The sequence below is a fragment of the Stenotrophomonas panacihumi genome (genome assembly GCF_001431645.1).
In the GTDB taxonomy this organism is placed as follows: Bacteria; Pseudomonadota; Gammaproteobacteria; order Xanthomonadales; family Xanthomonadaceae; genus Stenotrophomonas_A; species Stenotrophomonas_A panacihumi.
Genome location: NZ_LLXU01000058.1, coordinates 14,829 through 36,849, shown reverse-complemented (window position 1 = coordinate 36,849; position 22,021 = coordinate 14,829). Strand labels below are relative to the sequence as shown.

19 protein-coding genes are annotated in these 22,021 nt (G+C 69.5%); 14 read left to right on the top strand and 5 right to left on the bottom strand.

All coding sequences use genetic code 11. The features are described 5' to 3' along the window. The first annotated feature begins 59 nt into the window (after window positions 1–59). The 4 genes from ARC20_RS05090 (at window position 60) to ARC20_RS05075 (ending at window position 4,294) form a co-directional block, all read left to right on the top strand. Window positions 60–1,658 (top strand): alpha/beta hydrolase, encoded by a 1,599-nt coding sequence (locus ARC20_RS05090; protein ID WP_081418040.1) that lies wholly within the window; start codon window positions 60–62, stop codon window positions 1,656–1,658. 31 nt (window positions 1,659–1,689) lie between these two features. Beyond that, on the top strand, window positions 1,690–2,436 hold the full coding sequence (locus ARC20_RS05085) for an ABC transporter ATP-binding protein (RefSeq protein WP_057645319.1): 747 nt from the start codon (window positions 1,690–1,692) through the stop codon (window positions 2,434–2,436). Window positions 2,437–2,441: 5 nt separating this feature from the next. Next, a complete protein-coding gene (locus ARC20_RS05080; protein ID WP_057645683.1) occupies window positions 2,442–3,638 on the top strand; it encodes an ABC transporter permease in 1,197 nt (398 codons plus the stop codon). A gap of 209 nt (window positions 3,639–3,847) precedes the next feature. After that, on the top strand, window positions 3,848–4,294 hold the full coding sequence (locus ARC20_RS05075) for an EF-hand domain-containing protein (protein WP_057645317.1): 447 nt from the start codon (window positions 3,848–3,850) through the stop codon (window positions 4,292–4,294). 60 nt (window positions 4,295–4,354) lie between these two features. On the opposite strand, the gene ARC20_RS05070 is transcribed toward ARC20_RS05075, so the two are convergent. The 3 genes from ARC20_RS05070 to ARC20_RS05060 form a co-directional block, all read right to left on the bottom strand. Next, window positions 4,355–5,845: a tetratricopeptide repeat protein gene (locus ARC20_RS05070; protein ID WP_057645314.1), complete on the bottom strand. Its 1,491-nt coding sequence runs from the start codon at window positions 5,843–5,845 to the stop codon at window positions 4,355–4,357. A 103-nt stretch (window positions 5,846–5,948) separates the two neighbouring features. Further along, window positions 5,949–6,995, bottom strand: a complete 1,047-nt coding sequence (locus tag ARC20_RS05065; RefSeq protein WP_057645311.1) for an energy transducer TonB — start codon at window positions 6,993–6,995, stop codon at window positions 5,949–5,951. Between the two features lie 156 nt (window positions 6,996–7,151). After that, on the bottom strand, window positions 7,152–7,778 hold the full coding sequence (locus ARC20_RS05060; protein ID WP_057645310.1) for a TIGR00645 family protein: 627 nt from the start codon (window positions 7,776–7,778) through the stop codon (window positions 7,152–7,154). 108 nt (window positions 7,779–7,886) lie between these two features. Between ARC20_RS05060 and ARC20_RS05055 the strand changes: the two genes are divergently transcribed. The 3 genes from ARC20_RS05055 (at window position 7,887) to ARC20_RS05045 (ending at window position 12,840) form a co-directional block, all read left to right on the top strand. Next, window positions 7,887–8,576 (top strand): glutathione binding-like protein, encoded by a 690-nt coding sequence (locus ARC20_RS05055; RefSeq protein WP_057645307.1) that lies wholly within the window; start codon window positions 7,887–7,889, stop codon window positions 8,574–8,576. 48 nt (window positions 8,577–8,624) lie between these two features. Next, window positions 8,625–10,850: a S9 family peptidase gene (locus ARC20_RS05050; protein ID WP_181360112.1), complete on the top strand. Its 2,226-nt coding sequence runs from the start codon at window positions 8,625–8,627 to the stop codon at window positions 10,848–10,850. Window positions 10,851–11,013: 163 nt separating this feature from the next. Beyond that, window positions 11,014–12,840, top strand: a complete 1,827-nt coding sequence (locus tag ARC20_RS05045; protein ID WP_057645304.1) for a DUF885 domain-containing protein — start codon at window positions 11,014–11,016, stop codon at window positions 12,838–12,840. A 67-nt stretch (window positions 12,841–12,907) separates the two neighbouring features. Here the strand turns inward: ARC20_RS05045 and ARC20_RS05040 are convergent, their stop codons facing one another. Then, window positions 12,908–13,366, bottom strand: a complete 459-nt coding sequence (locus tag ARC20_RS05040; protein ID WP_057645301.1) for a hypothetical protein — start codon at window positions 13,364–13,366, stop codon at window positions 12,908–12,910. A 197-nt stretch (window positions 13,367–13,563) separates the two neighbouring features. Here ARC20_RS05040 and ARC20_RS05035 point away from each other — a divergent pair, with 197 nt between their 5' ends. The 6 genes from ARC20_RS05035 to ARC20_RS05010 all read left to right on the top strand — a co-directional run bounded on the left by ARC20_RS05035 (window position 13,564) and on the right by ARC20_RS05010 (window position 20,211). Further along, window positions 13,564–13,812, top strand: a complete 249-nt coding sequence (locus tag ARC20_RS05035; protein ID WP_057645299.1) for a hypothetical protein — start codon at window positions 13,564–13,566, stop codon at window positions 13,810–13,812. Window positions 13,813–13,961: 149 nt separating this feature from the next. Continuing rightward, window positions 13,962–14,879, top strand: coding sequence for a bestrophin family protein (locus ARC20_RS05030; RefSeq protein WP_057645296.1), 918 nt, complete (start codon window positions 13,962–13,964; stop codon window positions 14,877–14,879). Window positions 14,880–14,907: 28 nt separating this feature from the next. Next, a complete protein-coding gene (gene hemB / locus ARC20_RS05025) occupies window positions 14,908–15,897 on the top strand; it encodes a porphobilinogen synthase (RefSeq protein WP_057645294.1) in 990 nt (329 codons plus the stop codon). Between the two features lie 129 nt (window positions 15,898–16,026). Continuing rightward, on the top strand, window positions 16,027–17,682 hold the full coding sequence (locus ARC20_RS05020) for an esterase/lipase family protein (protein WP_057645292.1): 1,656 nt from the start codon (window positions 16,027–16,029) through the stop codon (window positions 17,680–17,682). 107 nt (window positions 17,683–17,789) lie between these two features. Continuing rightward, complete coding sequence (locus ARC20_RS05015; RefSeq protein ID WP_057645289.1) at window positions 17,790–19,376, top strand: oleate hydratase; 1,587 nt, start codon at window positions 17,790–17,792, stop codon at window positions 19,374–19,376. Between the two features lie 193 nt (window positions 19,377–19,569). Continuing rightward, window positions 19,570–20,211: a response regulator gene (locus ARC20_RS05010; protein WP_057645286.1), complete on the top strand. Its 642-nt coding sequence runs from the start codon at window positions 19,570–19,572 to the stop codon at window positions 20,209–20,211. A 1-nt stretch (window position 20,212) separates the two neighbouring features. Here ARC20_RS05010 and fabR read toward each other — a convergent pair whose 3' ends face one another. Next, the gene (gene fabR, locus ARC20_RS05005; protein WP_057645283.1) at window positions 20,213–20,866 is read right to left on the bottom strand and encodes an HTH-type transcriptional repressor FabR; all 654 of its coding nucleotides are present in this window, start codon (window positions 20,864–20,866) and stop codon (window positions 20,213–20,215) included. A 74-nt stretch (window positions 20,867–20,940) separates the two neighbouring features. Here fabR and ARC20_RS05000 point away from each other — a divergent pair, with 74 nt between their 5' ends. Then, window positions 20,941–22,011: a ferredoxin reductase gene (locus ARC20_RS05000; RefSeq protein WP_057645277.1), complete on the top strand. Its 1,071-nt coding sequence runs from the start codon at window positions 20,941–20,943 to the stop codon at window positions 22,009–22,011. The last annotated feature ends 10 nt before the right edge of the window (window positions 22,012–22,021 follow it).

The window sequence follows — 22,021 nt, the reverse complement described above, 5'->3', positions numbered from 1 at the left end:
GACGGTCACATCGGCCGCGCCGCCGCGTCGTGGAACGAAGACTCAGGAAGGAAACGCAGATGTCCAAGAAGGTCAGGATCATCCTGGCGCTGGTGGTGGTCGCGGCGCTGTTCGGATACCGCCAATGGCAGGCACGCCACCCGGCGCCCGCCGCCGCCACTGACGCCACTGCCGCCGCGCCGAACAAGGCCGCGCCCAAGCCGCGCCACGCCGTGGCCGAGGAAGCGCCGGTTACCCGCACGCGCGGTTCGCTCAAGTTCCATCCCTGCACGCTGACCTCGGCCCAGGCCGCGGGCAACGTGGAGGCGCAGTGCACGACGCTGGCCGTGCCGGAAAACCCCGCCGCGCCCACCGGTCGAAAGATCGATCTCAAGATCGCCTGGCTGGATTCCAAGAACGACGGCGCCGCTGACCTGGAGCCGGTGTTCTTCATCGCCGGTGGCCCGGGCCAGTCCGCCACCGAGGTGGCCAGCCTGGTCGAGGTCGCGCTGGCCGAAACCCGCAAGCAGCGCGACGTGTTCCTCATCGACCAGCGCGGCACCGGCGGCTCGCACCCGCTTGAATGCCTCGGCCCGGATGGCAAGCCGCTCGCGCTGCCGGAGGAAGATGTCACCGACGCCGCCAAGGTGGTCGCCGACTACGCCGCCCGCTGTGCCGCCGCGCTCAAGCCCACCACCGATACGCGCTTCTATACGACCACCGAGGCCATCGGCGACCTCGATGCCGTGCGCGCCGTGCTCGGTGCGCCGCGCGTGGACCTGGTCGGTGTCTCCTACGGCACCCGCGTCGCGCAGCAGTACGCCAAGCGCTATCCGGAACACGTGCGTGCGCTGGTGATCGACGGCGTGGCGCCGAACGACCTGGTGGTCGGCGGCGAGTTCGCCACCACCTTCGAGGATGCGATCAAGCTGCAGGCCGCGCAGTGCCGCCAGGATGCCGCCTGCGCCAAGCGCTTCCCCACCGACACCCACGAGCAGCTGCGCAATGTGCTGGCGCGCCTGCGCGAGGCGCCGGTCGAAGTGGACTACCGCCACCCGGGCACCGGCGAGATGGCGCACGGCAAGGTCACCGCCGACACGGTGGTCGGCCTCGCGTTCGCCTTCTCCTACGCCCCGCAGACGGCCTCGCTGCTGCCGCTGGTGCTGGACGAGGCCTCGCATGGTCGCTACGAGCCGCTGATGTCGCTGGCCCAGTTGGCCAATCGCCAGATGGGCGGGCAGATGAACCGCCTGATGCAGTGGTCGGTGATCTGCGCCGAGGATGCCGGCCGCTACCAGCCTTCCGAGGCCGCCGCCTCCACGCTGCTCGGCCCGGAAGTGGCGCAGATGTTCTTCGCCGCCTGCCCGGCCTGGGCCAGTGGCACCGCGCCGGCCGACTTCACCGCGCCGCTCACCGGCAACGTGCCGGTGCTGCTGCTGTCCGGCGAGCTCGATCCGGTCACGCCGCCGCGCTACGCCGAACGCGTGCTCGCCCACCTGCCGAACGGCAAGCACGTCATCGCGCCGGGGCAGGGCCACAGCGTGATGGCGCTGGGCTGCGTGCCCAAGCTGATCGGCCAGTTCTTCGACAAGGGTGATGCGAAGTCGCTCGACGCCTCGTGCGTGCAGAACCTCAACCGCGTGCCGGCCTTCACCTCGTTCAATGGATGGGAACCCTGATGCACGCCATCGCTCACATGGAGGACGCGGCATGATCATCGCCGAAGACCTGCACAAGTCGTTCAAGACCCGCACCGGCCTGGTCAAGGCCGTGGATGGGGTCAGCTTCAGCGCCGGCGACGGCCGCATCACCGGCCTGCTCGGCCCCAACGGCGCCGGCAAGACCACCACGCTGCGCATGCTCTACACGCTGATGACGCCCGACAGCGGCCGCGTCACCGTGGATGGCATCGACACCGCGCGCGACCCCATCGCCGTGCGCCGCCGCCTCGGCGTGCTGCCGGATGCGCGTGGCGTCTACAAGCGCCTGACCGCGCGCGAGAACATCGCCTACTTCGGCCAGCTGCACGGCATGTCGGCCTCGCACATCGCCGAGCGCGTGCGCGTGCTGTCCAAGGCGCTGGACATGGACGACATCCTCGACCGCCAGACCGAAGGCTTCAGCCAGGGCCAGCGCACCAAGACCGCCATCGCCCGTGCGCTGGTGCACGACCCGCGCAACGTCATCCTCGATGAACCGACCAACGGCCTCGACGTGATGACCACCCGCGCGCTGCGCAGCTTCCTGCGCCAGCTGCGCGAGGAAGGACGCTGCGTCATCTTCTCCAGCCACATCATGCAGGAGGTGGCGGCGCTGTGCGACAGCATCGCCATCATCGCCAAGGGCACGGTCGTGGCCGCCGGCACCGCCGACGAACTGCGCGCGCAGACCGGCGAGGACAACCTGGAAGACGCCTTCGTCAAGGCGATCGGTTCGGACGAGGGACTGCACGCATGAACCAGATGGAACCCCAAAAGCGCGGCCTGCTCGCCACCGTGTGGACGGTGATGCGCAAGGAGTTGCGCGATATCTCGCGCGACCGTCGCACGTTGCTGCTCTCGCTGTTGCTCGCGCCGCTGCTGTACCCGGTGTTGATCCTGGGCATGAACAAGCTCGCCGAGTCGCGGGTGAAGACGCAGATCGACAAGCCGCTGGACATCCCCACCGTCAACGCGGAAGCGGCGCCGAACCTGGTCGCCTTCCTCAAGGCGCAGGGCTTGAACGTGGTGGCCGCGCCGGACGACCTGACCGCGGCGATCCGCAGCCAGGACATCGACGTGGCGCTGCGCATCAGCGACGACTACCCGCAGGCCTGGCGCGAAGGTCGCCCGGCACTGGTGGAGATCCTGCGCGATACCACGCGGCGTGACGCCGATATCCCTAGCACGCGCCTGCAGGCGGCGCTGGGCGCTTACGGGCAGCAGGTCGGCGCGTTGCGCCTGCTGGCGCGCGGCATCGATGCACAGGTGGCCCGCCCGGTGGACGTGGGCATGCAGGATCTCGCCACGGCGGAAGCCAAGCGCGGTTTCTACATGTCGCTGTTGCTGCCGGTGCTGCTCATCATCACCTCGTTCCTCGGCGGCGCGTACCTGATCCTCGACGCCACTGCCGGTGAGCGCGAGCGCCAGTCGCTGGAGCCGCTGCTGGCCACGCCGGCCCCGCGCAGCGCGGTGGTGAGCGGCAAGATCGCCGCGGCGTGCTTCATCGGCATGGTGTCGTTGCTGCTGACGCTGCTGGCGTTCAAGTTCAGCGCGATGTTCGCCACCGGCATGGCGAGCCAGCTCAACGTCAGCTACCTGTCGATGGTGCAGATGCTGTTCGTGCTGTTGCCGATGGTCTTCATCGGCACTTCGCTGCTGACGTACCTGGCGGCGGCGGCCAAGAGCATGAAGGAAGCGCAGAGCCACATGACCTGGCTGATGCTGCTGCCGATGCTGCCGGGCTACGCGCTGATGGTGTATCCGCTGAAGACCCAGCTGTGGCACTTCGCGGTGCCGTTCCTGGCGCAGAACCAGATGCTGCAGAAGATCACCCGCCACGAGACGATCGACATGCAGGTGTGGGCGGTGTATCTCGGCGCGGGCTTCGGCCTGGCGGCGCTGCTGTGGTTCGCGGCGGTGCGGCGTTATCACCACGAGCGGCTGGCGATCAGCGGCTGACGGAAGCGCGTGACGAAAGAGCCCGGCTGAATGCCGGGCTTTTTCATGCGGCTGTATCCAATTGATCCAGCCGGCGTCCGCTAAACCGTTTCCATGCAACACCCCCGCGGAGTGGTTCAGCCATGCGCACGCGGTTTCGCATGCGGTTGACGGCGGCGCAACGAATGCACGCGCAGGCTCGGCGCACACACCGACCTGCGGAGGGCAGGATGAAACGCAACCTGATGAACCTGGCGCTTGGCGCCGCGATGATGCTCCCGGCATTCGCCATGGCCGGCGACCATTCCGCCAAGATGGACAAGATGGACGCCAACAACGATGGCGTCGTCACCAGCGCCGAGCACGCCGCCGGCGCGCAGCAGATGTTCACCGCCATGGATGCCAACAAGGACGGCTACGTCACCGCCGCCGAGATGGATGCGCACTGGGCCGCCAAGGGCGCCGGCGACAAGGCAGACCGCATGAAGATGTCTTCGGCCGACGAGATCAAGGCCATCGACACCGATGGCGATGGCCGCATCTCCTCTGCCGAACACGCGGCTGGCTCGGCCAAGATGTTCGCGAAGATGGATGCCAACAGCGACGGCAAGCTCACCGCGGCCGAAATGCAGGCCGGTCACGACAAGGCGGCGAAGCAGGCCTCCAGCGGCATGTAATCCCCGCTTTTGAAGATCGAGCGCCGGGCATCCTGGATGCCCGGCGTTTCTTTTCGCGCGTTACAGCTCGACGTCGTAACGCTCCACGCGGCCCACCGCGTCGATCGCCGCACGCACGTCGGCGCGCTTCTTCAACGCCTGCGCGCGCGGCTCCAGCGGCGCGAACGCCGGCAGCGGCTCGGGCTCGGGCTGGTCCTGCAGGTCGAACAGCATGTCGCCGCGGCGCAGCGGCGAGGCCAGCTCGGTGCGCACGAAGGCAGCGGCTTCGTCCTGCGCGTCGATCAGCAACAGCGAGGTCAGCCAGATGCGCGGGGCATCGGCGCTGTGCGCGCGCAGGTAGTCCAGGGCCTGGGTGGCGGCGGCTTCGTCGTGCATCTGCCGCGCGGCCAGCAGGTGCAGCATGTGCGCCACCATCTCGCCGTAAGGCGAGGCATCACCCAGCGTGGCGATCGCATCTAGCGCTTCCTTCGGGCGCTGCAGGCCCACAAGCATCTCGCCCAGGTTCAATGCCTGGCTCACGTTGCGCTGGCCCTGTTCGGGCATCTGGCCCAGCCGCTGGCGCAGCGCCAGGGCCTCATCGCTGCGGCCGAGCCGGCGCAGTGCGCTGACGCGGTTCTCCATCAGCCACAGGAACTGGTCCATGTGCGTGTACGGCGGCTGCGCGTTCTGGGCCTGCGCCGCCTCGACCACCGCATCCACCTGGCCGCTCATGCGCAGCACTTCTTCGTAGTCGCCCAGCGAAAGCATCGTCGCGGCCAGGTTCACCAGCACGCTCATGTCTTCCGGGTTGAGCAGGTTGGTCACGCGCAGCGCGTCCTGCTCCTGCTCCAGCGCGTGGCGCACGTTCCAGCGCGGCGCGGCGCGGTCCACCCACGCATCGAAGCGGCGGTCGGTGCGCAGGCGCACCATGCCGTCGGAGCTGTCGATGCGGGCCAGCGTGGCCGGCAGCGCGGCGCGCTCGCCGGCTTCGTACTGCAGCACGGCCAGTTCGTACCACTCGGCGGTCGGCGCGGTGCCGCCAATCGTCCAGTTCGCGTCGAACAGCGCCTGCAGCAGCACGCGACGCGCCTCGCCGCCGGGCGCGGTGTCGCGCAGGAAGGCATAGACCACGCCGGCATCCAGCTCCGGCAGCGTTTTCGGGGAAGCGCCGATGTGCTTGGCCAGATGCCGCGCGGCCAGCTCGCGCTCGCCACCCTGGTGGTCGGCCACGGCGCGCATGTACCAGATCTCGGCCACCGAGGGCTCGATGACGCTGGCGCGTTCCAGCAGCGTGCGCGCCTGTGCGATGCGCTCCAGGCCCAGCGCGCTCCAGCCGGCCACGGCGAGGGCGGCGGCCTGCTGCGGTGGGTCGAGTGCCTCGAAACGCGGGTCGGCGAGCATGCGCTCCATCGCCGCCTGGCCTTCGGCATTCGGTGCGCCGTCCAGCGAGCGCGCCACGGCCTGCAGCTGGGTGGCGAAATCCGGGGCCGGTGGGGCGGCGGGACGGGCAAGGGCCGGAGCGGTGAGCAGCAACAGCAACAGCGGCAGGGTCTGCCAACGGTACAAACGCATCGATGTCCTTCCGATGGAGCCCGATCCGCTCGCGCGGCCATGGGCCAGTGGCGAAAAAAAGGCCCGGGAAAATCCCGGGCCCTTGGGTTGTCGCAGGCCGGGATCAGGTGCCCGGGCTGAAGGACAGCGTGCGGCGGGTGGTCACCGGGGCGGCCACCGGCTCGAACTTCCAGCGCTTGGTGGCGTTGAGCGCTTCGCGGTCGAACACGCGGGCCGGGTTGGCACGCAGCACGCGCGAGCTGGTCACCGAGCCATCGGTGCCGACGGTGATCTCCACCAGCACTTCGCCCGAGGTCCCGGCGCGCAGGGCTTCCGGCGGATAACGCGGTGCCGGCGTGCTGATCGGGCGCAGCGTGGCGGCGGCAGCCGCGGCGGCGGTCGGTGCGGAGGCGGCGGGCTTCGGCGCGGCGGCGGCGGCCGCGGCGGCGGCACGCTGGTCGGCCTCGCGCTTGGCGGCGGCCTGGCGCTCGGCTTCGGCGCGGGCGGTTTCCTGCTGCGCGGCGATCTGGCGCGCGGCCTCGGCTTCCTTGGCCTGCTGGTCGGCGAGCTTCTTCTGCTCCACCAGCTGCTGGGCCTTCTCTTCCGTCTGCTTCTTGAGCTTCTCGGTTTCCTGCGCGGTACGCGTGGCCGCGTTCTGCACGCCGTTGGTGACGCCGGCCTTCAGGCGCGGCAGCGCCGGGGCCTTGTCGTCCACCTTCTCGATCAGGGCGATCAGGCGCTGGGCTTCCGGGAAGTCCTCGCGGTTGATGCTCTGCTCGGCGGCGATCAGCGTGTACGGCGTCAGGTCGGTCAGCGCGCTCTTCACCGTGGCGTCCTGCGGCTGCTTGTCGCGCAGGGCCAGGTAGTACTCGACCGCGTTGTTGCCGGTCGGGGCGTACATGCGGTTCTCGCGCAGCGCCAGCGAGGCGGCTTCGCGCAGCTGGTCCACCGACATCGCCTGCACCTGCGCCGAGACGGCGGTATCGGGCGTGGCGGCCGGCGCTTCGGCCGGGGTGGTGGCCGCCGGTGCCGGCGTCGCCGCGCCGCCGGTGGCGGGCGTGGTCGCCGCGGCCGGCTGGGCTTCTTCCTTCTTGGAGCAGGCGGCCAGGGCCACCAGCAGCAGCACCGGCACGGCCAGGCGTGCCGCTCGACGCGAACTCAGATCCAACATGTGTCCCCCTTGACCCCGGAATTCTGGTGAATGTTGCGGAGCCGCCCCCCTCCCTCCCGAAGGTGGCGGCCAAGGTCGCAATCTAGCATTGCCCACGTGTCAAAGGGCAAGCGTCGCGCCCGGTCATTGTGTGACCGGGCGCACGGCCGGTGTGGCTCAGTGGCCCGCGTGGCCCGGCTGGGCGGCGGCGGCGTGCGCGCCGGCGCTGGACATCAAGCGGTCCGTCCAGGCGATGCCGATGGCCGAGAGGATGAAGACGCAGTGGATGATGGTCTGCCACATCACCCCGTCGGCGGTGAGCGCCGAGCAGTTGGCCTCGCCGATCTGCGAGGCGGCGACGTTGATCTTGTCGGCCGCGCACAGTGGGATGCCGCCCAGCGCGCCGGCCGCGATGAAGGTCTTGAGCAGGTGGATGGAGGAGATGCCGATGATCGCCATCGCCAGCTTCACCTTCAGCACCGAGGCGTTGACGTGGCTCAGCCACTCCGGCTGGTCCGGGTGGCCTTCCAGGCGCAGGCGCGAGACGAAGGTCTCGTAGCCGCCGACGATCACCATCACCAGCAGGTTGGAGATCATCACCACGTCGATCAGGCCGAGCACGATCAGCATGATCTGCTGTTCGCCCAGGCTCGGCGCTTCATGGATGAGGTGCCACAGCTCCTTGCCGAACAGGAACACGTAGACGCCCTGGGCGAGGATCAGCCCCAGGTACAGCGGCAGCTGCAGCCAGCGCGAGGCGAAGATCAGGCTGGGAACGGGACTGAGGCGGGGCGAGGGCGACATGCGTGGAACGCTTCGTGACAGGGGATAGGCGAGGGTAACGGTCGCCGTGCGGCCCTGCCAACCCGGGGCCGGCGCTACACTGCCGGCTCACTTTCGCCGGAGCCCGCCATGATCGACTTCCATTACTGGCCCACGCCGAACGGACACAAGGTCACCCTGTTCCTGGAAGAGGCGGGCTTGGAGTACACGGTCAAGCCGGTGAACATTGGCGCCGGCGACCAGTTCAAGCCGGAATACCTGGCCATTTCGCCGAACAACAAGATGCCGGCCATCGTCGACCACGCCCCGGCCGATGGCGGCGCGCCGATCAGCGTGTTCGAGTCCGGCGCCATCCTGCTGTACCTGGCCAACAAGACCGGGCGCTTCTTCGGCAGCGACGTGCGACAGAAGGTCGCAGTGAACCAGTGGCTGATGTGGCAGATGGGCGGCCTCGGCCCGATGACCGGGCAGTACGGACACTTCAGTGTCTATGCGCCGGAGAAGATTCCCTACGCCATCGACCGCTACACCCGCGAGGTGCAGCGCCTGCTCGGCGTGCTGGACCGCCAGCTGGCGAACCACGCCTTCGTCGCCGGCGAGGAGTACAGCATCGCCGACATGGCGATCCATCCGTGGATCAACGCCTACGACAGCGCCCCGCTGGACATGACCCCGTACCCGAACGTGCAGCGCTGGCACGCCGGCATCGCCGCGCGCCCGGCCACCCAGCGCGCCTATGCCCTCAAGCAGCAGGTCAACCCGAACGCCGGCAAGCCGCTCAGCGAGGAAGAGCGCAAGCACCTGTTCGGGCAGAAGTGATCGCCCGTCCCGCCCGCACCACGCCCTGACCCGAGAATCACCCCGACCATGCGCCACCTGCTCGCCTCGCTCGCCCTCATGCTCGCCACCGCCGCACCCGCCCACGCCGAAAAACTCACCCTGCAGGCCATCACCGGCCCGCTGCCGCTGTCCGGCCCGACGCTGATGAAGCCGCAGGTCGCCCCGGATGGTTCGCGCGTCACCTTCCTGCGTGGCAAGGAGACCGACCGCAACCAGCTGGACCTGTGGGAATACGACATCGCCAGCGGGCAGACCCGCCTGCTGGTGGATTCCAAGGTCGTGCTGCCCGGCGGCGAAGCGCTGAGCGACGAGGAGAAGGCCCGCCGCGAGCGCCAGCGCATCGCGGCCTTCTCCGGCATCGTCGATTACCAGTGGTCGCCGGACGCGCACGCGCTGCTGTTCCCGCTCGGCGGCGAGCTGTACCTGTACGACCTGCGCCAGCAGGGCAGCGCGGCGGTGCGCCAGCTCACCCATGGCGAAGGCTTCGCCACCGATCCGAAGATCTCGCCCAAGGGCGGCTTCGTCAGCTTCGTGCGCGAGCGCAACCTGTGGGTGATCGACCTGGCCAGCGGCAAGCAGGTGCAGCTCACCCGCGACGGCAGCGAGACCATCGGCAATGGCGTGGCCGAATTCGTCGCCGACGAGGAAATGGATCGCCACACCGGCTACTGGTGGGCGCCGGACGACTCGGCCATCGCCTTCGCGCGCATCGACGAATCCCCGGTGCCGGTACAGAAGCGCTACGAGGTCTATGCCGACCACACCGACGTCGTCGCCCAGCGCTACCCGCAGGCCGGCCAGCCGAATGCCCGCGTGCAGCTCGGCACGATCGCGCCGAAGGCCGGCGCCAAGCCGCATTGGGTCGACCTGGGCAAGAACCCGGACATCTACCTGGCCCGCGTGGACTGGCGCGATCCGCAGCGCCTGACCTTCCAGCGCCAGTCGCGCGACCAGAAGCACCTGGAACTGGTCGAGGACACCCTGGCCAATGGCCGCCAGCGCGTGCTCGCCACCGAAACCAGCGCCACCTGGGTGCCGCTGCACGAGAACCTGCGCTTCCTCAAGGACGGCCGCTTCCTGTGGGCATCCGAGCGCAGCGGCTTCGAGCACCTGTACCTGGCCTCGGAAGACGGCGCGTCGATGACCGCGCTGACCTCGGGCGAGTGGATCGTCGATGACGTGCTGGCGGTGGACGAAGCTGCCGGCCGCGTCTACTTCGCCGGCACCCAGGACTCGCCGTTGCAGAAGAACGTCTACGCCGTGCCGCTGGCCGGTGGCGCGGTGCAGCGCCTGTCGAAAGTGGATGGCACGCATGCGGCCAGCTTCGCGCGCAACGCCAGCGTGTATGTCGACAACTGGTCCAACACCACCACGCCGCCGCAGATCGAGCTGTTCCGCGCCGACGGCACGAAGATCGCCACGCTGCTGAAGAACGATCTCGCCGACCCGCAGCATCCCTACGCCAAGTACCGCGACGCGCAGCGCCCGGTCGAATTCGGCACGCTCACCGCCGCCGACGGCCGCACCGAGCTGCACTACAGCCTGATCAAGCCGGAGCACTTCGACGCCAAGAAGCGCTACCCGGTGATGGTGTTCGTCTACGGCGGCCCGGCCGCGCAGACGGTCACCGACGCCTGGGCGGCCAAGGGAGACGCGCTGTTCAACCAGTACCTCGCCCAGCAGGGCTACGTGGTGTTCTCGCTGGACAACCGCGGCACGCCGCGCCGCGGCCGCGATTTCGGCGGCGCGCTGTACGGCAAGCAGGGCACGGTGGAAGTGGATGACCAGCTGCGCGGCGTGGCGTGGCTGAAGTCGCAGCCGTGGGTGGATGGCGCGCGCATCGGCGTGCAGGGCTGGTCCAATGGCGGCTACATGACGCTGATGCTGCTGGCCAAGCACAGCGAGGCCTATGCCTGCGGCGTGGCCGGCGCGCCGGTCACCGACTGGGCGCTGTACGACACCCACTACACCGAGCGCTACATGAACCTGCCGGACGCCAACGTGGCCGGCTACCAGGAAGCGCGCATCGCCAGCCATCTCGATGGCCTGACCGCCAGGCTGCTGCTCATCCACGGCATGGCCGACGACAACGTGCTGTTCACCAACTCCACCTCGCTGATGAGCGAACTGCAGAAGCGCGGCACCGCGTTCGAGCTGATGACCTACCCGGGCGCCAAGCACGGCCTGTCGGGCAGCAACGCGCTGCACCGCTACAAGACGGCCGAGGCCTTCATCGACCGCTGCCTGAAGTAAGCAGCGAACGGCTGCCCGCCGCGCGGCGGGCAGGCCGGGGGCGGGGAGCGCCGTCGCCTCGCGGCCACCCCGCCCGGCCCGGAAGCGCGCATGACCTTCGGGAGATTGCCGGCCACGCGCGCCACGCGTAGCGTGCCGTCATCCTCGTTCAAGGAACCGCCCGATGAAGCCGCTCGTCCTTGCAGTCTCGCTGGCGCTGCTCGCGCCCCTGCCGCTGGCCGTCCAGGCCGCGCCCGCCAAGAGCGCCACGCCGGCCGCCCCGGCCTGGGTCGCGCGCAGCAACGCTTTCACGCAGGTCCTGCTCGATGCGCAGGGCCCGTTCCAGCCGGAGCTGGTGGGCTTCTTCGGCGTGCCGGGGTATGACGACAAGGTCACCGACCTCGGCCCGGACCACGACGCGCGCTACCGCGCCGCCATGGTCAAGGCGCGCACCGAGCTGCAGGCCAAGCTGGCGGTGGAGAAGGACAACGACGTGCGCCAGGACCTGGCGATCCTGATCCACGCCATCGACCAGGAAATCGAAGGCAGCGAGCTCAACGAGCGCTACCTGCTGCCGTGGACGGACGTGCCGCAGGCCGTCTTCAGCGGCCTCAACAACCTGCTCTCCGACCAGACCCCGGCCGCGCGCCGCGCCAGCGCGCTGGCCCGCCTGAAGGCCTACACCGGCCTGGCCCCGGGCAGCACCGCCATGACCGAGCTGGCCAAGGCGCGCTACACCGAGCGCCTGTCCAACCCGCAGCTGCTGCAGCCGACCAGGCGCGAGGTCGAGCAGGCGCTGGCGAACGTGGACACCTACATCGAAGGCATCAAGGACCTGTTCGGCAAGTACAAGATCGCCGGCGCCGACGAAGCCCTCAAGGCCACCGCCACCCAGCTGCAGGCCTACGCCGACTGGACCCGCACCGAAGTGCTGCCCAAGGCACGCGAGGACGCCCGCCTGCCCGCGCCGCTGTACGCGTTCCAGCTCAAGCAGGTCGGCATCGGCGTGGAGCCGCAGGTGCTGATGGACCGCGCGCAGGTGGAGTTCATGGAAACCCGCTCGGCGATGCGCCAGCTCGCCCCGCTGGTGGCCAAGGCCAAGGGCCTGCCGGAAGGCGGCGACTACGTGGACGTGATCCGCGCGCTGAAGGGCAACAAGATCGCCGATGATCAGCTGGAGCATTACTACCGCGGCGTGATCGACCAGATCGATCCGATCATCCGCAAGCAGGGCATCGTCGACGTGCCGCAGCGCCCGATGCAGATGCGCCTGGGCTCGCCGGCCGAAAGCGCCGCCCAGCCGGCCCCGCACTTCCTGCCCGCGCCGCTGGTCGGCAACACCGGCCAGCAGGGCCAGTTCGTGCTGCCGCTGGGCAACCCGCAGGCCGATGGGGGCAAGAAGGAGCAGTACGACGACTTCAACTTCGGTTCGGCCGCGTGGACGCTGAGCGCGCACGAAGGGCGCCCCGGCCACGAGCTGCAGTTCACCGCCATGGTGGAGCGCGGCGTGTCGCTGGCGCGCAGCATGTACGCCTTCAACTCGGTCAACGTCGAAGGCTGGGCGCTGTATGCCGAAGCGGAGATGGTGCCGTACGAGCCGCTGGACGGGCAGCTGATCGCGCTGCAGTTCCGCCTGCTGCGCGCCGCGCGCGCGATGCTCGATCCGATGCTCAACCTCGGCCTGATCGACCGCGAGAGCGCACGCCAGGTGCTGGAGGACAAGGTCGGCCTGTCGCCGGCGATGGCGCGCCAGGAGCTGGACCGCTACATGGTGCGCGCGCCCGGCCAGGCCGGCAGCTACTTCTACGGCTACAGCCGCATCCTGGAACTGCGCATGCGCACCGAGCTGGCCCTGGGGCCGAAGTTCGACCGCCTGAAGTTCAACAACTTCCTGCTCGACCAGGGCCTGCTGCCGCCGGACCAGCTGGCCAAGGCGGTGGAAGAAGTGTTCATCCCCTCGCAGCTGGGCAAGGCGCCGGAAGCCGCCAAGCCGGCGGCGAAGAAGGGCTGAGCCACGACAGGTGTGGAAACGAGGAAGGGCGCCGAAAGGCGCCCTTCTGCTTCATGGCCGTGGCGGCTTATTCGCCCGGCGGCGGGTTCTGCATCGGTACCGGTTGCGCGGGCGTGCCGGGCGGCACGTAGATCGCCACGCCGGCCGCGCTCTTCTGCTGGGTGGGAATGCCGATGCCCACGCCGCCGCCGACATGCGAACCCCACGAACCGGCACCCACCGACACCGAGGCCGGCGAGCGCCCGTTGCCGCCCACGCCGACCAGCACGATGCCGTTGGCGCCCAGCTTGGCCGCTTCCTGCTTGAGCCGCACGACCGCCGCATCGGTTTGCCCCTGCGTGCCGAAGCCGACCGCGCTGGTGGCTTCCACCTGGGCGATCTCCACCGCGCCGGGCGGGGTGGTCGAATAGACCTGCACCACGGCCGGATCCACCGGCGGGCGCGCGCTGCCGAGCATCACTTTGGAAGAGCTTGCGCAGCCGGCCAGCGTCAGGGCGAGGCAGGCGGCGGCGATGGTGGTCTTCATGGCGTTTCCCTCGATCGTTGGGCGGATGATCCCGCCCCCGGACTGAATCGTGCCGGACTTGCGCCGCCCCGACAGCCTGCAACCGGCACCGTGACGGGCACGCCAAGGACAGGTCTTGCGTGGGTCAACTTATGGCCTGGGCCTGAAGCAGTCAGCCGCGCTATCGTGCAGCCTGACCTGCATGGAAGGAGCGTGGCATGGGACTGATCAGCCTGCTATGGGGCATCGTGGCGTTGGTGTGGATGATCGTCGCCTTCATCCCGTTGCTGGGGTGGGGCAACTGGTTCGTGATTCCGTTCGCCGGCATCGGCGCGATCATCGCCGCCATCGGCCTCCTCTTCACCGCGCCGGGCAACCGCGGCCGCGCCAAGGCCGGCCTGCTGCTCAACATCGTGGTGATCGTGGTGGGCGTCCTGCGCCTGGGCCTGGGCGGCGGCGTCATCTGATACCGCAAGCGGCACGGCGGCGGAACACGCCGTGCCGCGGCCTGCGACGGGCGGTCGCAGCGGGGGTGGCCGGGCCGGGCGTAGAATGACGCCTCCTTTCCGCCATCGACGCTTTCGCCCGTGCCGCGCGCACGCCGGCGACCTCCCCGATGATCCTGCGTCCGCGCCCCCACGGCTGGCAGCTGCTCTACATCATCCGCGGTTCGATCCTGCCCGCCATTGCGTTCAAGGTGCTGGCGATCGTGCTGCTCTCGGTGGCGGTGTGCGCCTTCGCCGAGGCCTACCACCCGTTCGCGGCCAGCGCGTTGTCCATCGCGCCCTTCAGCCTGTTCGGCCTGGTGCTGTCGATCTTCCTGAGCTTCCGCAACAACGCCTGCCACGACCGCTGGTGGGAGGCGCGCAAGCTGTGGGGCCAGTTGATCGTCGAATCGCGCACGCTGGCGCGGCAATGCCAGGTGTTCTGGCCCGACGATGCCGCGCTGCGCCGGCGGCTGGTGTATCTGGCGATCGGCTTCTCCGCCGCGCTCGCCGCCAAGCTGCGTGGCCGCGATGCGCAGCAGGCCGCGCGCCCCTGGCTGCAGGCCGATGACGCCGCGCGCCTGGGCGAGCGCCTCAACGTGCCCGACCAGCTGCTCGGCCTGATGGCCGACAGGCTCGGCCAGGCACTGCGCGCCGGCCACATCGACTCCATCCAGTACGGCCTGATCGAAGCGCGCGTCACCGCGATGACCGGCATCCAGGCCGCATGCGAGCGCATCGCCTCCACGCCGCTGCCGTTCGCCTACACGCTGCTGCTGCATCGCGGCGCGTGGATCTTCTGCGTGATGCTGCCGTTCGGCCTGGCCGGCACGCTGGGCTGGGTCACGCCGGTGGTGTCGGCGGTGCTGGCCTATGCCTTCTTCGGCCTGGACCACCTGGGCGACGAACTGGAAGAGCCGTTCGGCCTGGCGCCCAACGACCTGCCGCTGGACGCGCTGGTGCGCGGCATCGAGATCGACCTGCGCGACGCGCTCGGCGAGCGCCCGCTGCCCGAGCCGCTGCAGCCGCGCGATTACGTCCTGCAATGAACTTCGACATCCGCTAGAGGAACCGTCCATGGCCCATCCCCATTACCGCCCCCGCCGCATGCGCCGCGACGAGTTCTCGCGCCGGCTGATGCGCGAAAACACGCTGACCACCGACGACCTGATCTACCCGGTGTTCGTGCACGAGCTCGACGGCCGCGCGCCGATCGCCTCGATGCCGGGCGTGGAGCGGCTGTCCATCGACGAACTGCTGCGCGTGGGCGAGCAGGCGATGGAGCTGGGCATCCCGGTGCTCGACCTGTTCCCGGTGATCGACCCGCGCGGCAAGAGCCTGGACGCGGCCGAGGCGTGGAATCCGGAAGGTTTGGCGCAGCGGGCGATCCGCGCGCTGAAGTCGCGCTTCCCCGAGCTGGGCGTGATGACCGACGTGGCGCTGGACCCGTATACCACGCACGGCCAGGACGGCATCATCGACGAGGTGGGCTACGTGCTCAACGACATCACCGTCGAGGCGCTGGTGAAGCAGTCGCTGTCGCACGCCGAGGCGGGCGCGGATGTCATTTCGCCCTCGGACATGATGGACGGGCGCATCGGGGCGATCCGCCGCGCGCTGGATGACGGCCAGCACACCAACGTGCGCATCATGGCGTATTCGGCCAAGTACGCCTCCGCGTTCTACGGCCCGTTCCGCGACGCGGTGGGCAGCGCCGGCAACCTCGGCAAGGCCGACAAGAAGACCTACCAGATGGACCCGGCCAACGGCGACGAGGCCCTGCGCGAGATCGCGCTGGACCTGGAAGAGGGCGCGGACATGGTGATGGTCAAGCCGGGCATGCCGTACCTGGACATCGTGCGCCGGGTGAAGGACGAGTTCCGCGTGCCCGTGTTCGCCTACCAGGTGAGCGGCGAGTACGCGATGCTCAAGGCCGCCGCGGCCAACGGCTGGCTGGACGAGCGCAAGTGCGTGATGGAGGCGATGATCGGCTTCAAGCGTGCCGGCGCCGACGGCGTGCTGACGTACTTCGCGCCCGACATCGCGCGGTGGCTGCGCGAGGGCTGAGGCCCTCCAATCGCGACGCCCGTCTCGGCTCCTGGGACGGGGTGGCGGCACACTCGGTGGCCTGCGCGGGCGTTGCCCGCCGTTGTCTCCTAAGCGTTCCCCACGACCGTCCCACAGGAGCATGCCGCCATGGCCAAGGCCGCCCTCAAGAAGACCCCCTGGACGCCGCCGTACTACCCGATCATCTACGTGCGCGGGTATGCGATGACCCGCGGCGAGATGGACCAGACCAGCGCCGATCCGTTCTGCGGTTTCAACCTCGGTTCCACCGTCTACCGCGCCGTCGCCGAACGCGAGCGCGCGCCGCGCAAGTACGTGTTCGAGTCGCCGGTGGTGCGGCTGATGTCCGAGTTCGATTACAGCGACGTCTACGAGGACGGCCAGGACATCCTCGACCCGGGCTGGGAATCCAGCGCCGATGGCCAGCCCACCGGCAACCAGCTCGGCTCGCGCTCGGTGGTGATCCACCGCTATTACGACCCCGCCTCCTCGTTGTTCGGCGGCGGCAAGACGCCCAGCATCGAAGAATCCGCGCAGCGGCTGTCGCAGCTGATCGCGCGGGTGCGCGAGCTGATCTGCGCCAATCCGGCCAACCAGGTGAAGCCGGCGGACTTCCGCTGCTACCTGGTCGCCCATTCGATGGGCGGCCTGGTCAGCCGCGCGTTCCTGCAGAACCCGGCGCTGGACGTAGCCAAAACGCAGTCGTGCGTGGACAAGCTGTTCACCTATGCCACCCCGCATAACGGCATCGACGTGGCCGGCGGCAACGTGCCCAGCTGGCTCACCGCCTTCGACATCGACAACTTCGACCGCGACAAGCGCATGCCGCAGTACCTGGCCCTCGGCGACCTGCCGAAGAAGAACGGCGGCCGCGTGGACCTGCTGCCCGAGGCGCTGTTCCCCTCGCGCAAGGTGTTCTGCATGGTCGGCACCAACCGCGCCGATTACGACGCCGCCGCCGGGCTGTCGCGCACGTTCGTCGGCAACGGCAGCGATGGCCTGGTGAAGATCGAGAACGCCACGCTGCAGGGCGTCAACGCCGACGGCAGCCTGGGCGACTACGCCGCGCGCGCCTATGCGTTCCGCTCGCATTCGGGCTTCTACGGCATCGTCAACAGCGAGGAGGCGTTCCAGAACCTGGCGCGCTTCCTGTTCGGCGACGTGCGCGTGGACGTGTGGATGCAGCTGGACGAGATCCGCCTGCCGGACAAGGTGCAGCAGGCGCAGGACCAGGGCCGCGAGATCGACGCGCTGTACCAGATCGAGATGCTCGCCTCCCCGCGCGGCAAGCTGTGGTACCTGACCCGCCGCGTCGCCGAGGAGGATTCGGTCGCCTGCGTGCGCCACGCGACGTGGAAGAAGGAAGTGCCGCACTACCTGTCCTCGATATTCCTCTCCAACGCGGCCAAGGTGGATGACAGCGACCGTTCGCTGTCCTACGGCATGACCCTGGGCATCCGCGTGCCGGACTACGAGATCGAGCGCAAGCTGTGGATCAACCAGCATTACGAGGGCGGCTACCTGTTCCGCAACTCCATCGTGCTGTCGATGATTCCGCCGGTGCGCGCCGGCGCCGCCTGGAAGGTGCGTTACGCATGGCAGGACGCCGGCGTCAGCAGCCCGACGCAGGACGTGGATGTCTCCAGCGACCAGTTGCGCCAGCGCGCGGTCAACATCGATATCCCGTTCGAGAGCTTCAGCATCGATGCGCAAGGCCAGCGCGTGCCGACGCGGCCGGGCGTCAAGGGCAAGCTGCAGTTCCGGATTTCGGCCTGGAACGCGTGATCGCGACGGGCTTCACACCGCGATAGCATCATCTAGCCTTAACCTCGCGCGGTCGGAGCGCGCCGGGGCACGCGGCCGGCGACCCCGACCTCGCATGGATTTGGCGAATGAGCAGGCATTACTTCGTGGGCAGCGGCATCGCGTCGCTGGCGGGCGCCGCTTTCCTCATCCGGGACGCGGGCGTGGCGGGCGCCGATATCACGGTGTTCGAGGCCGCCCCCCTGTTCGGCGGCGCGCTCGATGCGCGTGGCAACGCCGCCACCGGCTACCACATGTGCGGCAGCCGGATGCTTTCGGGCCAGTACGCCTGCACGTTGGGCCTGATGGAGGCGATTCCCTCCATCAGCAACCCGCATATCTCGGTGAAGGAAGAAAGCCTGCGTGCCGCCGCCGGCCGCGGCGTCACCCGGCTGCGCCTGGTCGCGCCACGCGGGCAGGCGGCCGCGGCGTGGACCACCGGCCTGAGCGAGCGCCATCGCGACGACCTCGTGCGCCTGCTGGGCGAGCCCGAGTCCGCATTGCTGGGCCGCCGCATCGTGGATTGCTTCGACGAGAACTTCTTCGCCACCGCGTTCTGGCTGGAATGGTCGACCACCTTCGCGCTGCGCCGCTGGCACAGCGCGGCCGAATGGCGCCGCTACCTGCGCCGGCATACCGCGCACCTGTGTGGAAACGCCGATGCCAGCGGCATCTATCGCACGCTCTACAGCCCCTACGAGAGCCTGGCCCTGCCGCTGCAGCGCTGGCTCACCGCGCAGGGCGTGCACTTCCAGATGCGCACCAAGGTGTCCGAGCTGGTGCTGGCCGATGACCCGGACGCGCTGCAGGTCACCGCGCTGCACCTGCTGGAGGATGGCATCGCGCGCCGGCAGGACCTGGACGAGGGCGACCGCGTGTTCGCCACGCTCGGGTCGATGGCCGCCGATACCACCTTCGGTTCGATGATCGAACCGGCCCCGCTGGCGGCGGGGCAGCGCCCGGCCGCCGACGCCTGGGCACTGTGGCAGCGGCTGGCCATGCGGCGGCCGGGGCTCGGCAACCCGCAGGCGTTCTGCGGGTCGGTCAACGATTCGCAGTGGACTTCCTTCACCGTCACCACCGACGACCCGACCTTCCTGGCGCTGCTCGGCCGCTTCCGCGACAACCCGGGCAAGCAGGGCGAACTGATCCGCTTCAACGGCTCGGGCTGGCTGCTGACGCTGGCGTTGTATCCACAGCCGTTCTTCGTCGAACAACCCGACAGCGTGTCGGTGTGGTGGGGCTATGGCCTGGCGCATGACCGACCCGGCGATTTCATCCACAAGCCCATGCGCGAGTGCACCGGCTCGGAGATCCTGGAGGAAGTGCTGTTCCAGCTGCAGAGCCCGGAGCGCGAGCGCGAGAACATCCTGGCCGCCTCCAACTGCATTCCCTGCACGATGCCCTACGTCACCAGCCCGTTCATGCCGCGCGCCGCCGGGGACCGCCCGCCGCCGGTGCCGGCGGGTTCGCGCAACCTGGGCTTCATCGGCCAGTACGTCGAGCTGGCCGAAGAGGCCGCGATGACCGTCGAGTATTCCGTGCGCACCGCGCAGAAGGCGGTGTACGGGCTGATGGGCGTCGATCGACCGTTGCCGCCGGTTCGCGTGGATACCGATGCGCCCGAGGCGATGGTGGAGCGGCTGGTCAACGCGGCGCAGTGGACACCTTCGTAAACCTCGCCGAAGGTCAGTCGCGCTGGCATTGACGTTGCCCGCGTGTCGCCGGGGCTGTTGCAACGCGGGCTTTGCGCATGCGGTGGCATGCCGGGCGGACGGTTCGCGCGATCTCGCGGCTTGGCGGTGAAAGCCGCTACCTGGCGCCAGCGGGCGCGCTAGCCTGCGTGCCCCTCATGCCGGAAGCGAGCGCGTGCACGTGATCAGGACCCTCGTGGCCGACGACCACCCGCTGGTCCGCATGGGCGTATGCCGCGTGCTGGCGTCCACGCCCGGCATCCGCGTGGTGGGCGAGGCGGCGTCGGTCGATGCCCTGTTCGAGCTGCTGCACGCACGTGAGTGCGACCTGTTGCTGGTCGACCTGCACATGCCCGGCAGCGGCCGGACCGACGGCGTGCCCATGCTGCAGCAGCTGCGCGCGCAATGGCCGGCGCTGCCGGTGCTGGTGTTCACCGTGCGCGACCATCTTTCGCTGATCGAAATGCTCTCGGACACCGGCGTGGCCGGCGTGGTGCTCAAGACCGCGCCGCTGCGCGAACTGCCGCGCGCCATTGTCGAGGCCCACGCGGGCAGCCGCTATTTCAGCCCGTCGCTGCGCGCGGCGTGGCACGCACGCGAGCTGCAGGCCGAAACGGTGCCCGGCAGGCCGCTGACCCAACGCGAGCGCGAGGTATTCGAGCTGTTCGCCCGCGGGATGCGCGTGTCGGAAGTGGCGCAGCGGCTGGGCCGCAGCATCAAGGCGGTGAGCCGGCAGAAGCGCGCGGCGATGGCCAAGCTGAAACTGCACAGCCCCGCCGAGGCCTATGCCTATGCCCGCGCGTGCGGGCTGGCCTGAATCAGTGTGACGCCGCGCCCAGCTGGCGCGCGCCCACGATGATCATCCGCAGCATGTGCGAGATCTGTTCGACGAGCTCCTCGTCGCGCGCCGGCGGCAGGTCCATCGCGGTGGCGCCCATGGCGAACACCAGCCGGGTGATGGCCTTGGCCACCAGCGCCGGTTCGTGCAGCACCGCGCCGTCGGCGGCGGCCAGGCGCACCAGGTCATGCTGCAGTTCTTCCTCGAAGTAGTTCAGCTCGCGCTCCACCGCGTGCTTGAACGCGTCCGAGCCCACCGCGCCTTCGCGCAGCAGCACGTGCAGCAGCTTGTCGTCGGCGCGCAGCTGCTCCATGAAGGTCTCCACCGACACCCGGATCACGCTGCGCTCGGTGAAGGTCGCGCGTTCACGGGCCTGGCCGATGATCGTGCGTAGCGAGCGGCCGGCCAGGTCGATCAGCGCCACCGCCAGTTCGTCCATGTCGCGGAACTGGCGGTAGAAGCTGTTCGGCGCGATGCCGGCCTCGCGGGCCACCTCGCGCAGGCTCAGGGTGGAGAGGCTGCGGTGCGGGCCGATCAACTTCAGCGCCGCGGCCAGCAGGTCCTCGCGCGAGATCGCCGGCTTGCGGGCCGGGGCGGTGTCGGGCAGGGCGGTGGCGGTAACGCTGGCGGGCATGGCGGTTCCGGCGGGCTCGAGGCTGAATCATAGCGCCTGGCGGAATATACAGCTGTATACACAGCTGTGCGCGCATGCGTATAGTGCGCGGCATGGCAGCTCCCACTTCCCCCGACCCGGCCTTCGACGCGACCCGCCGCTGGCTTGATCCCGCCTTCTTCGATTTCTGGGCCACGCGCTTGAACCCGCTGTGGACCTGGGAGCTCCCGCGTGCGCGCCTGCTGGCGCGCTGGGCCGAGGGCGACGGGGCGGTGACCCTGCTGCTGCAGGCCAACCGCCATTGGCGCGGGGTGCAGCCGGGCCAGCACGTCGAACTCGGCGTGCAGCTTCAGGGCAGCTGGTTGCGCCGGCATTACAGCCCGACGGTGGTGGGGCCGGGCCGCTTTGAAATCACCGTCAAGACGACGGCCGGTGGTCGCGTGAGCCCGCATCTGGCGCAGGCGTCCGTCGGCGAAATATTCGAACTGGGGCAGGGCTTCGGCGATTTCGCCTGGCCGGCCGGCACCGCGCCGGTGCTGCTGCTGGCCGCCGGCAGCGGCATCACGCCGATGCGCGCCCTGCTGCGCGCCCAGGCCGAACGCGGCTTCGACCGCGACGTCACCCTGATGTACTGGGTGCGCCGCCGCGATGACGCCTGCTTCGCGCAGGAACTGCGCGCGCTGGCCGATGCCCATCCGCGCCTGCTGGTGCGCGTGCATGTCACCGGCGAAGGCGCGCCGCGCGTGGATGCGCTGCCGGACGCGCAGTGGCCGACCCTGGCCGGTGCCGACGTGCTGGCCTGCGGGCCGGGCGGCTTCGTGCAGGCCGCGCGGGCGCGTCTGGAATCCCTGGCCGCCAGCTTCCAGGCCGAAGCGTTCACCGCGCCGCCGCAGGCCCTGGCCGAAGACGGCGAGGTGGAGGTGGTGCTGGCGCGCAGCGGCCGCACCCTGCGCCTGCCGCGCGCCCGTTCGCTGCTCGAAGGCCTGGAGGCGCACGGCCTCAAGCCGCGCCACGGCTGCCGCATGGGCATCTGCAACACCTGCGTGTGCCAGCGCCAGACCGGCGCCACCCGCCACCTGCTCAGCGGCCAGCGCCACGACGAACCGGCCGCGCCGGTTCGCCTGTGCGTGCAGGCGCCGAGCACCGACCTGATCCTGGAACTCTGAGGAATCCGCG

Excerpts from the sequence above, each read along its gene's own strand:
- ARC20_RS05075 (WP_057645317.1), top strand. The coding sequence starts at position 3,848 with ATGAAACGCAACCTGATGAACCTGGCGCTTGGCGCCGCGATGATGCTC.
- ARC20_RS05030 (WP_057645296.1), top strand. The coding sequence starts at position 13,962 with ATGATCCTGCGTCCGCGCCCCCACGGCTGGCAGCTGCTCTACATCATC.
- ARC20_RS05015 (WP_057645289.1), top strand. The coding sequence starts at position 17,790 with ATGAGCAGGCATTACTTCGTGGGCAGCGGCATCGCGTCGCTGGCGGGC.
- ARC20_RS05090 (WP_081418040.1), top strand. The coding sequence starts at position 60 with ATGTCCAAGAAGGTCAGGATCATCCTGGCGCTGGTGGTGGTCGCGGCG.
- ARC20_RS05085 (WP_057645319.1), top strand. The coding sequence starts at position 1,690 with ATGATCATCGCCGAAGACCTGCACAAGTCGTTCAAGACCCGCACCGGC.
- ARC20_RS05000 (WP_057645277.1), top strand. The coding sequence starts at position 20,941 with ATGCGTATAGTGCGCGGCATGGCAGCTCCCACTTCCCCCGACCCGGCC.
- fabR (WP_057645283.1), bottom strand. The coding sequence starts at position 20,866 with ATGCCCGCCAGCGTTACCGCCACCGCCCTGCCCGACACCGCCCCGGCC.
- ARC20_RS05050 (WP_181360112.1), top strand. The coding sequence starts at position 8,625 with ATGCGCCACCTGCTCGCCTCGCTCGCCCTCATGCTCGCCACCGCCGCA.
- ARC20_RS05055 (WP_057645307.1), top strand. The coding sequence starts at position 7,887 with ATGATCGACTTCCATTACTGGCCCACGCCGAACGGACACAAGGTCACC.
- ARC20_RS05040 (WP_057645301.1), bottom strand. The coding sequence starts at position 13,366 with ATGAAGACCACCATCGCCGCCGCCTGCCTCGCCCTGACGCTGGCCGGC.
- hemB (WP_057645294.1), top strand. The coding sequence starts at position 14,908 with ATGGCCCATCCCCATTACCGCCCCCGCCGCATGCGCCGCGACGAGTTC.
- ARC20_RS05065 (WP_057645311.1), bottom strand. The coding sequence starts at position 6,995 with ATGTTGGATCTGAGTTCGCGTCGAGCGGCACGCCTGGCCGTGCCGGTG.
- ARC20_RS05020 (WP_057645292.1), top strand. The coding sequence starts at position 16,027 with ATGGCCAAGGCCGCCCTCAAGAAGACCCCCTGGACGCCGCCGTACTAC.
- ARC20_RS05045 (WP_057645304.1), top strand. The coding sequence starts at position 11,014 with ATGAAGCCGCTCGTCCTTGCAGTCTCGCTGGCGCTGCTCGCGCCCCTG.
- ARC20_RS05035 (WP_057645299.1), top strand. The coding sequence starts at position 13,564 with ATGGGACTGATCAGCCTGCTATGGGGCATCGTGGCGTTGGTGTGGATG.
- ARC20_RS05060 (WP_057645310.1), bottom strand. The coding sequence starts at position 7,778 with ATGTCGCCCTCGCCCCGCCTCAGTCCCGTTCCCAGCCTGATCTTCGCC.
- ARC20_RS05080 (WP_057645683.1), top strand. The coding sequence starts at position 2,442 with ATGGAACCCCAAAAGCGCGGCCTGCTCGCCACCGTGTGGACGGTGATG.
- ARC20_RS05070 (WP_057645314.1), bottom strand. The coding sequence starts at position 5,845 with ATGCGTTTGTACCGTTGGCAGACCCTGCCGCTGTTGCTGTTGCTGCTC.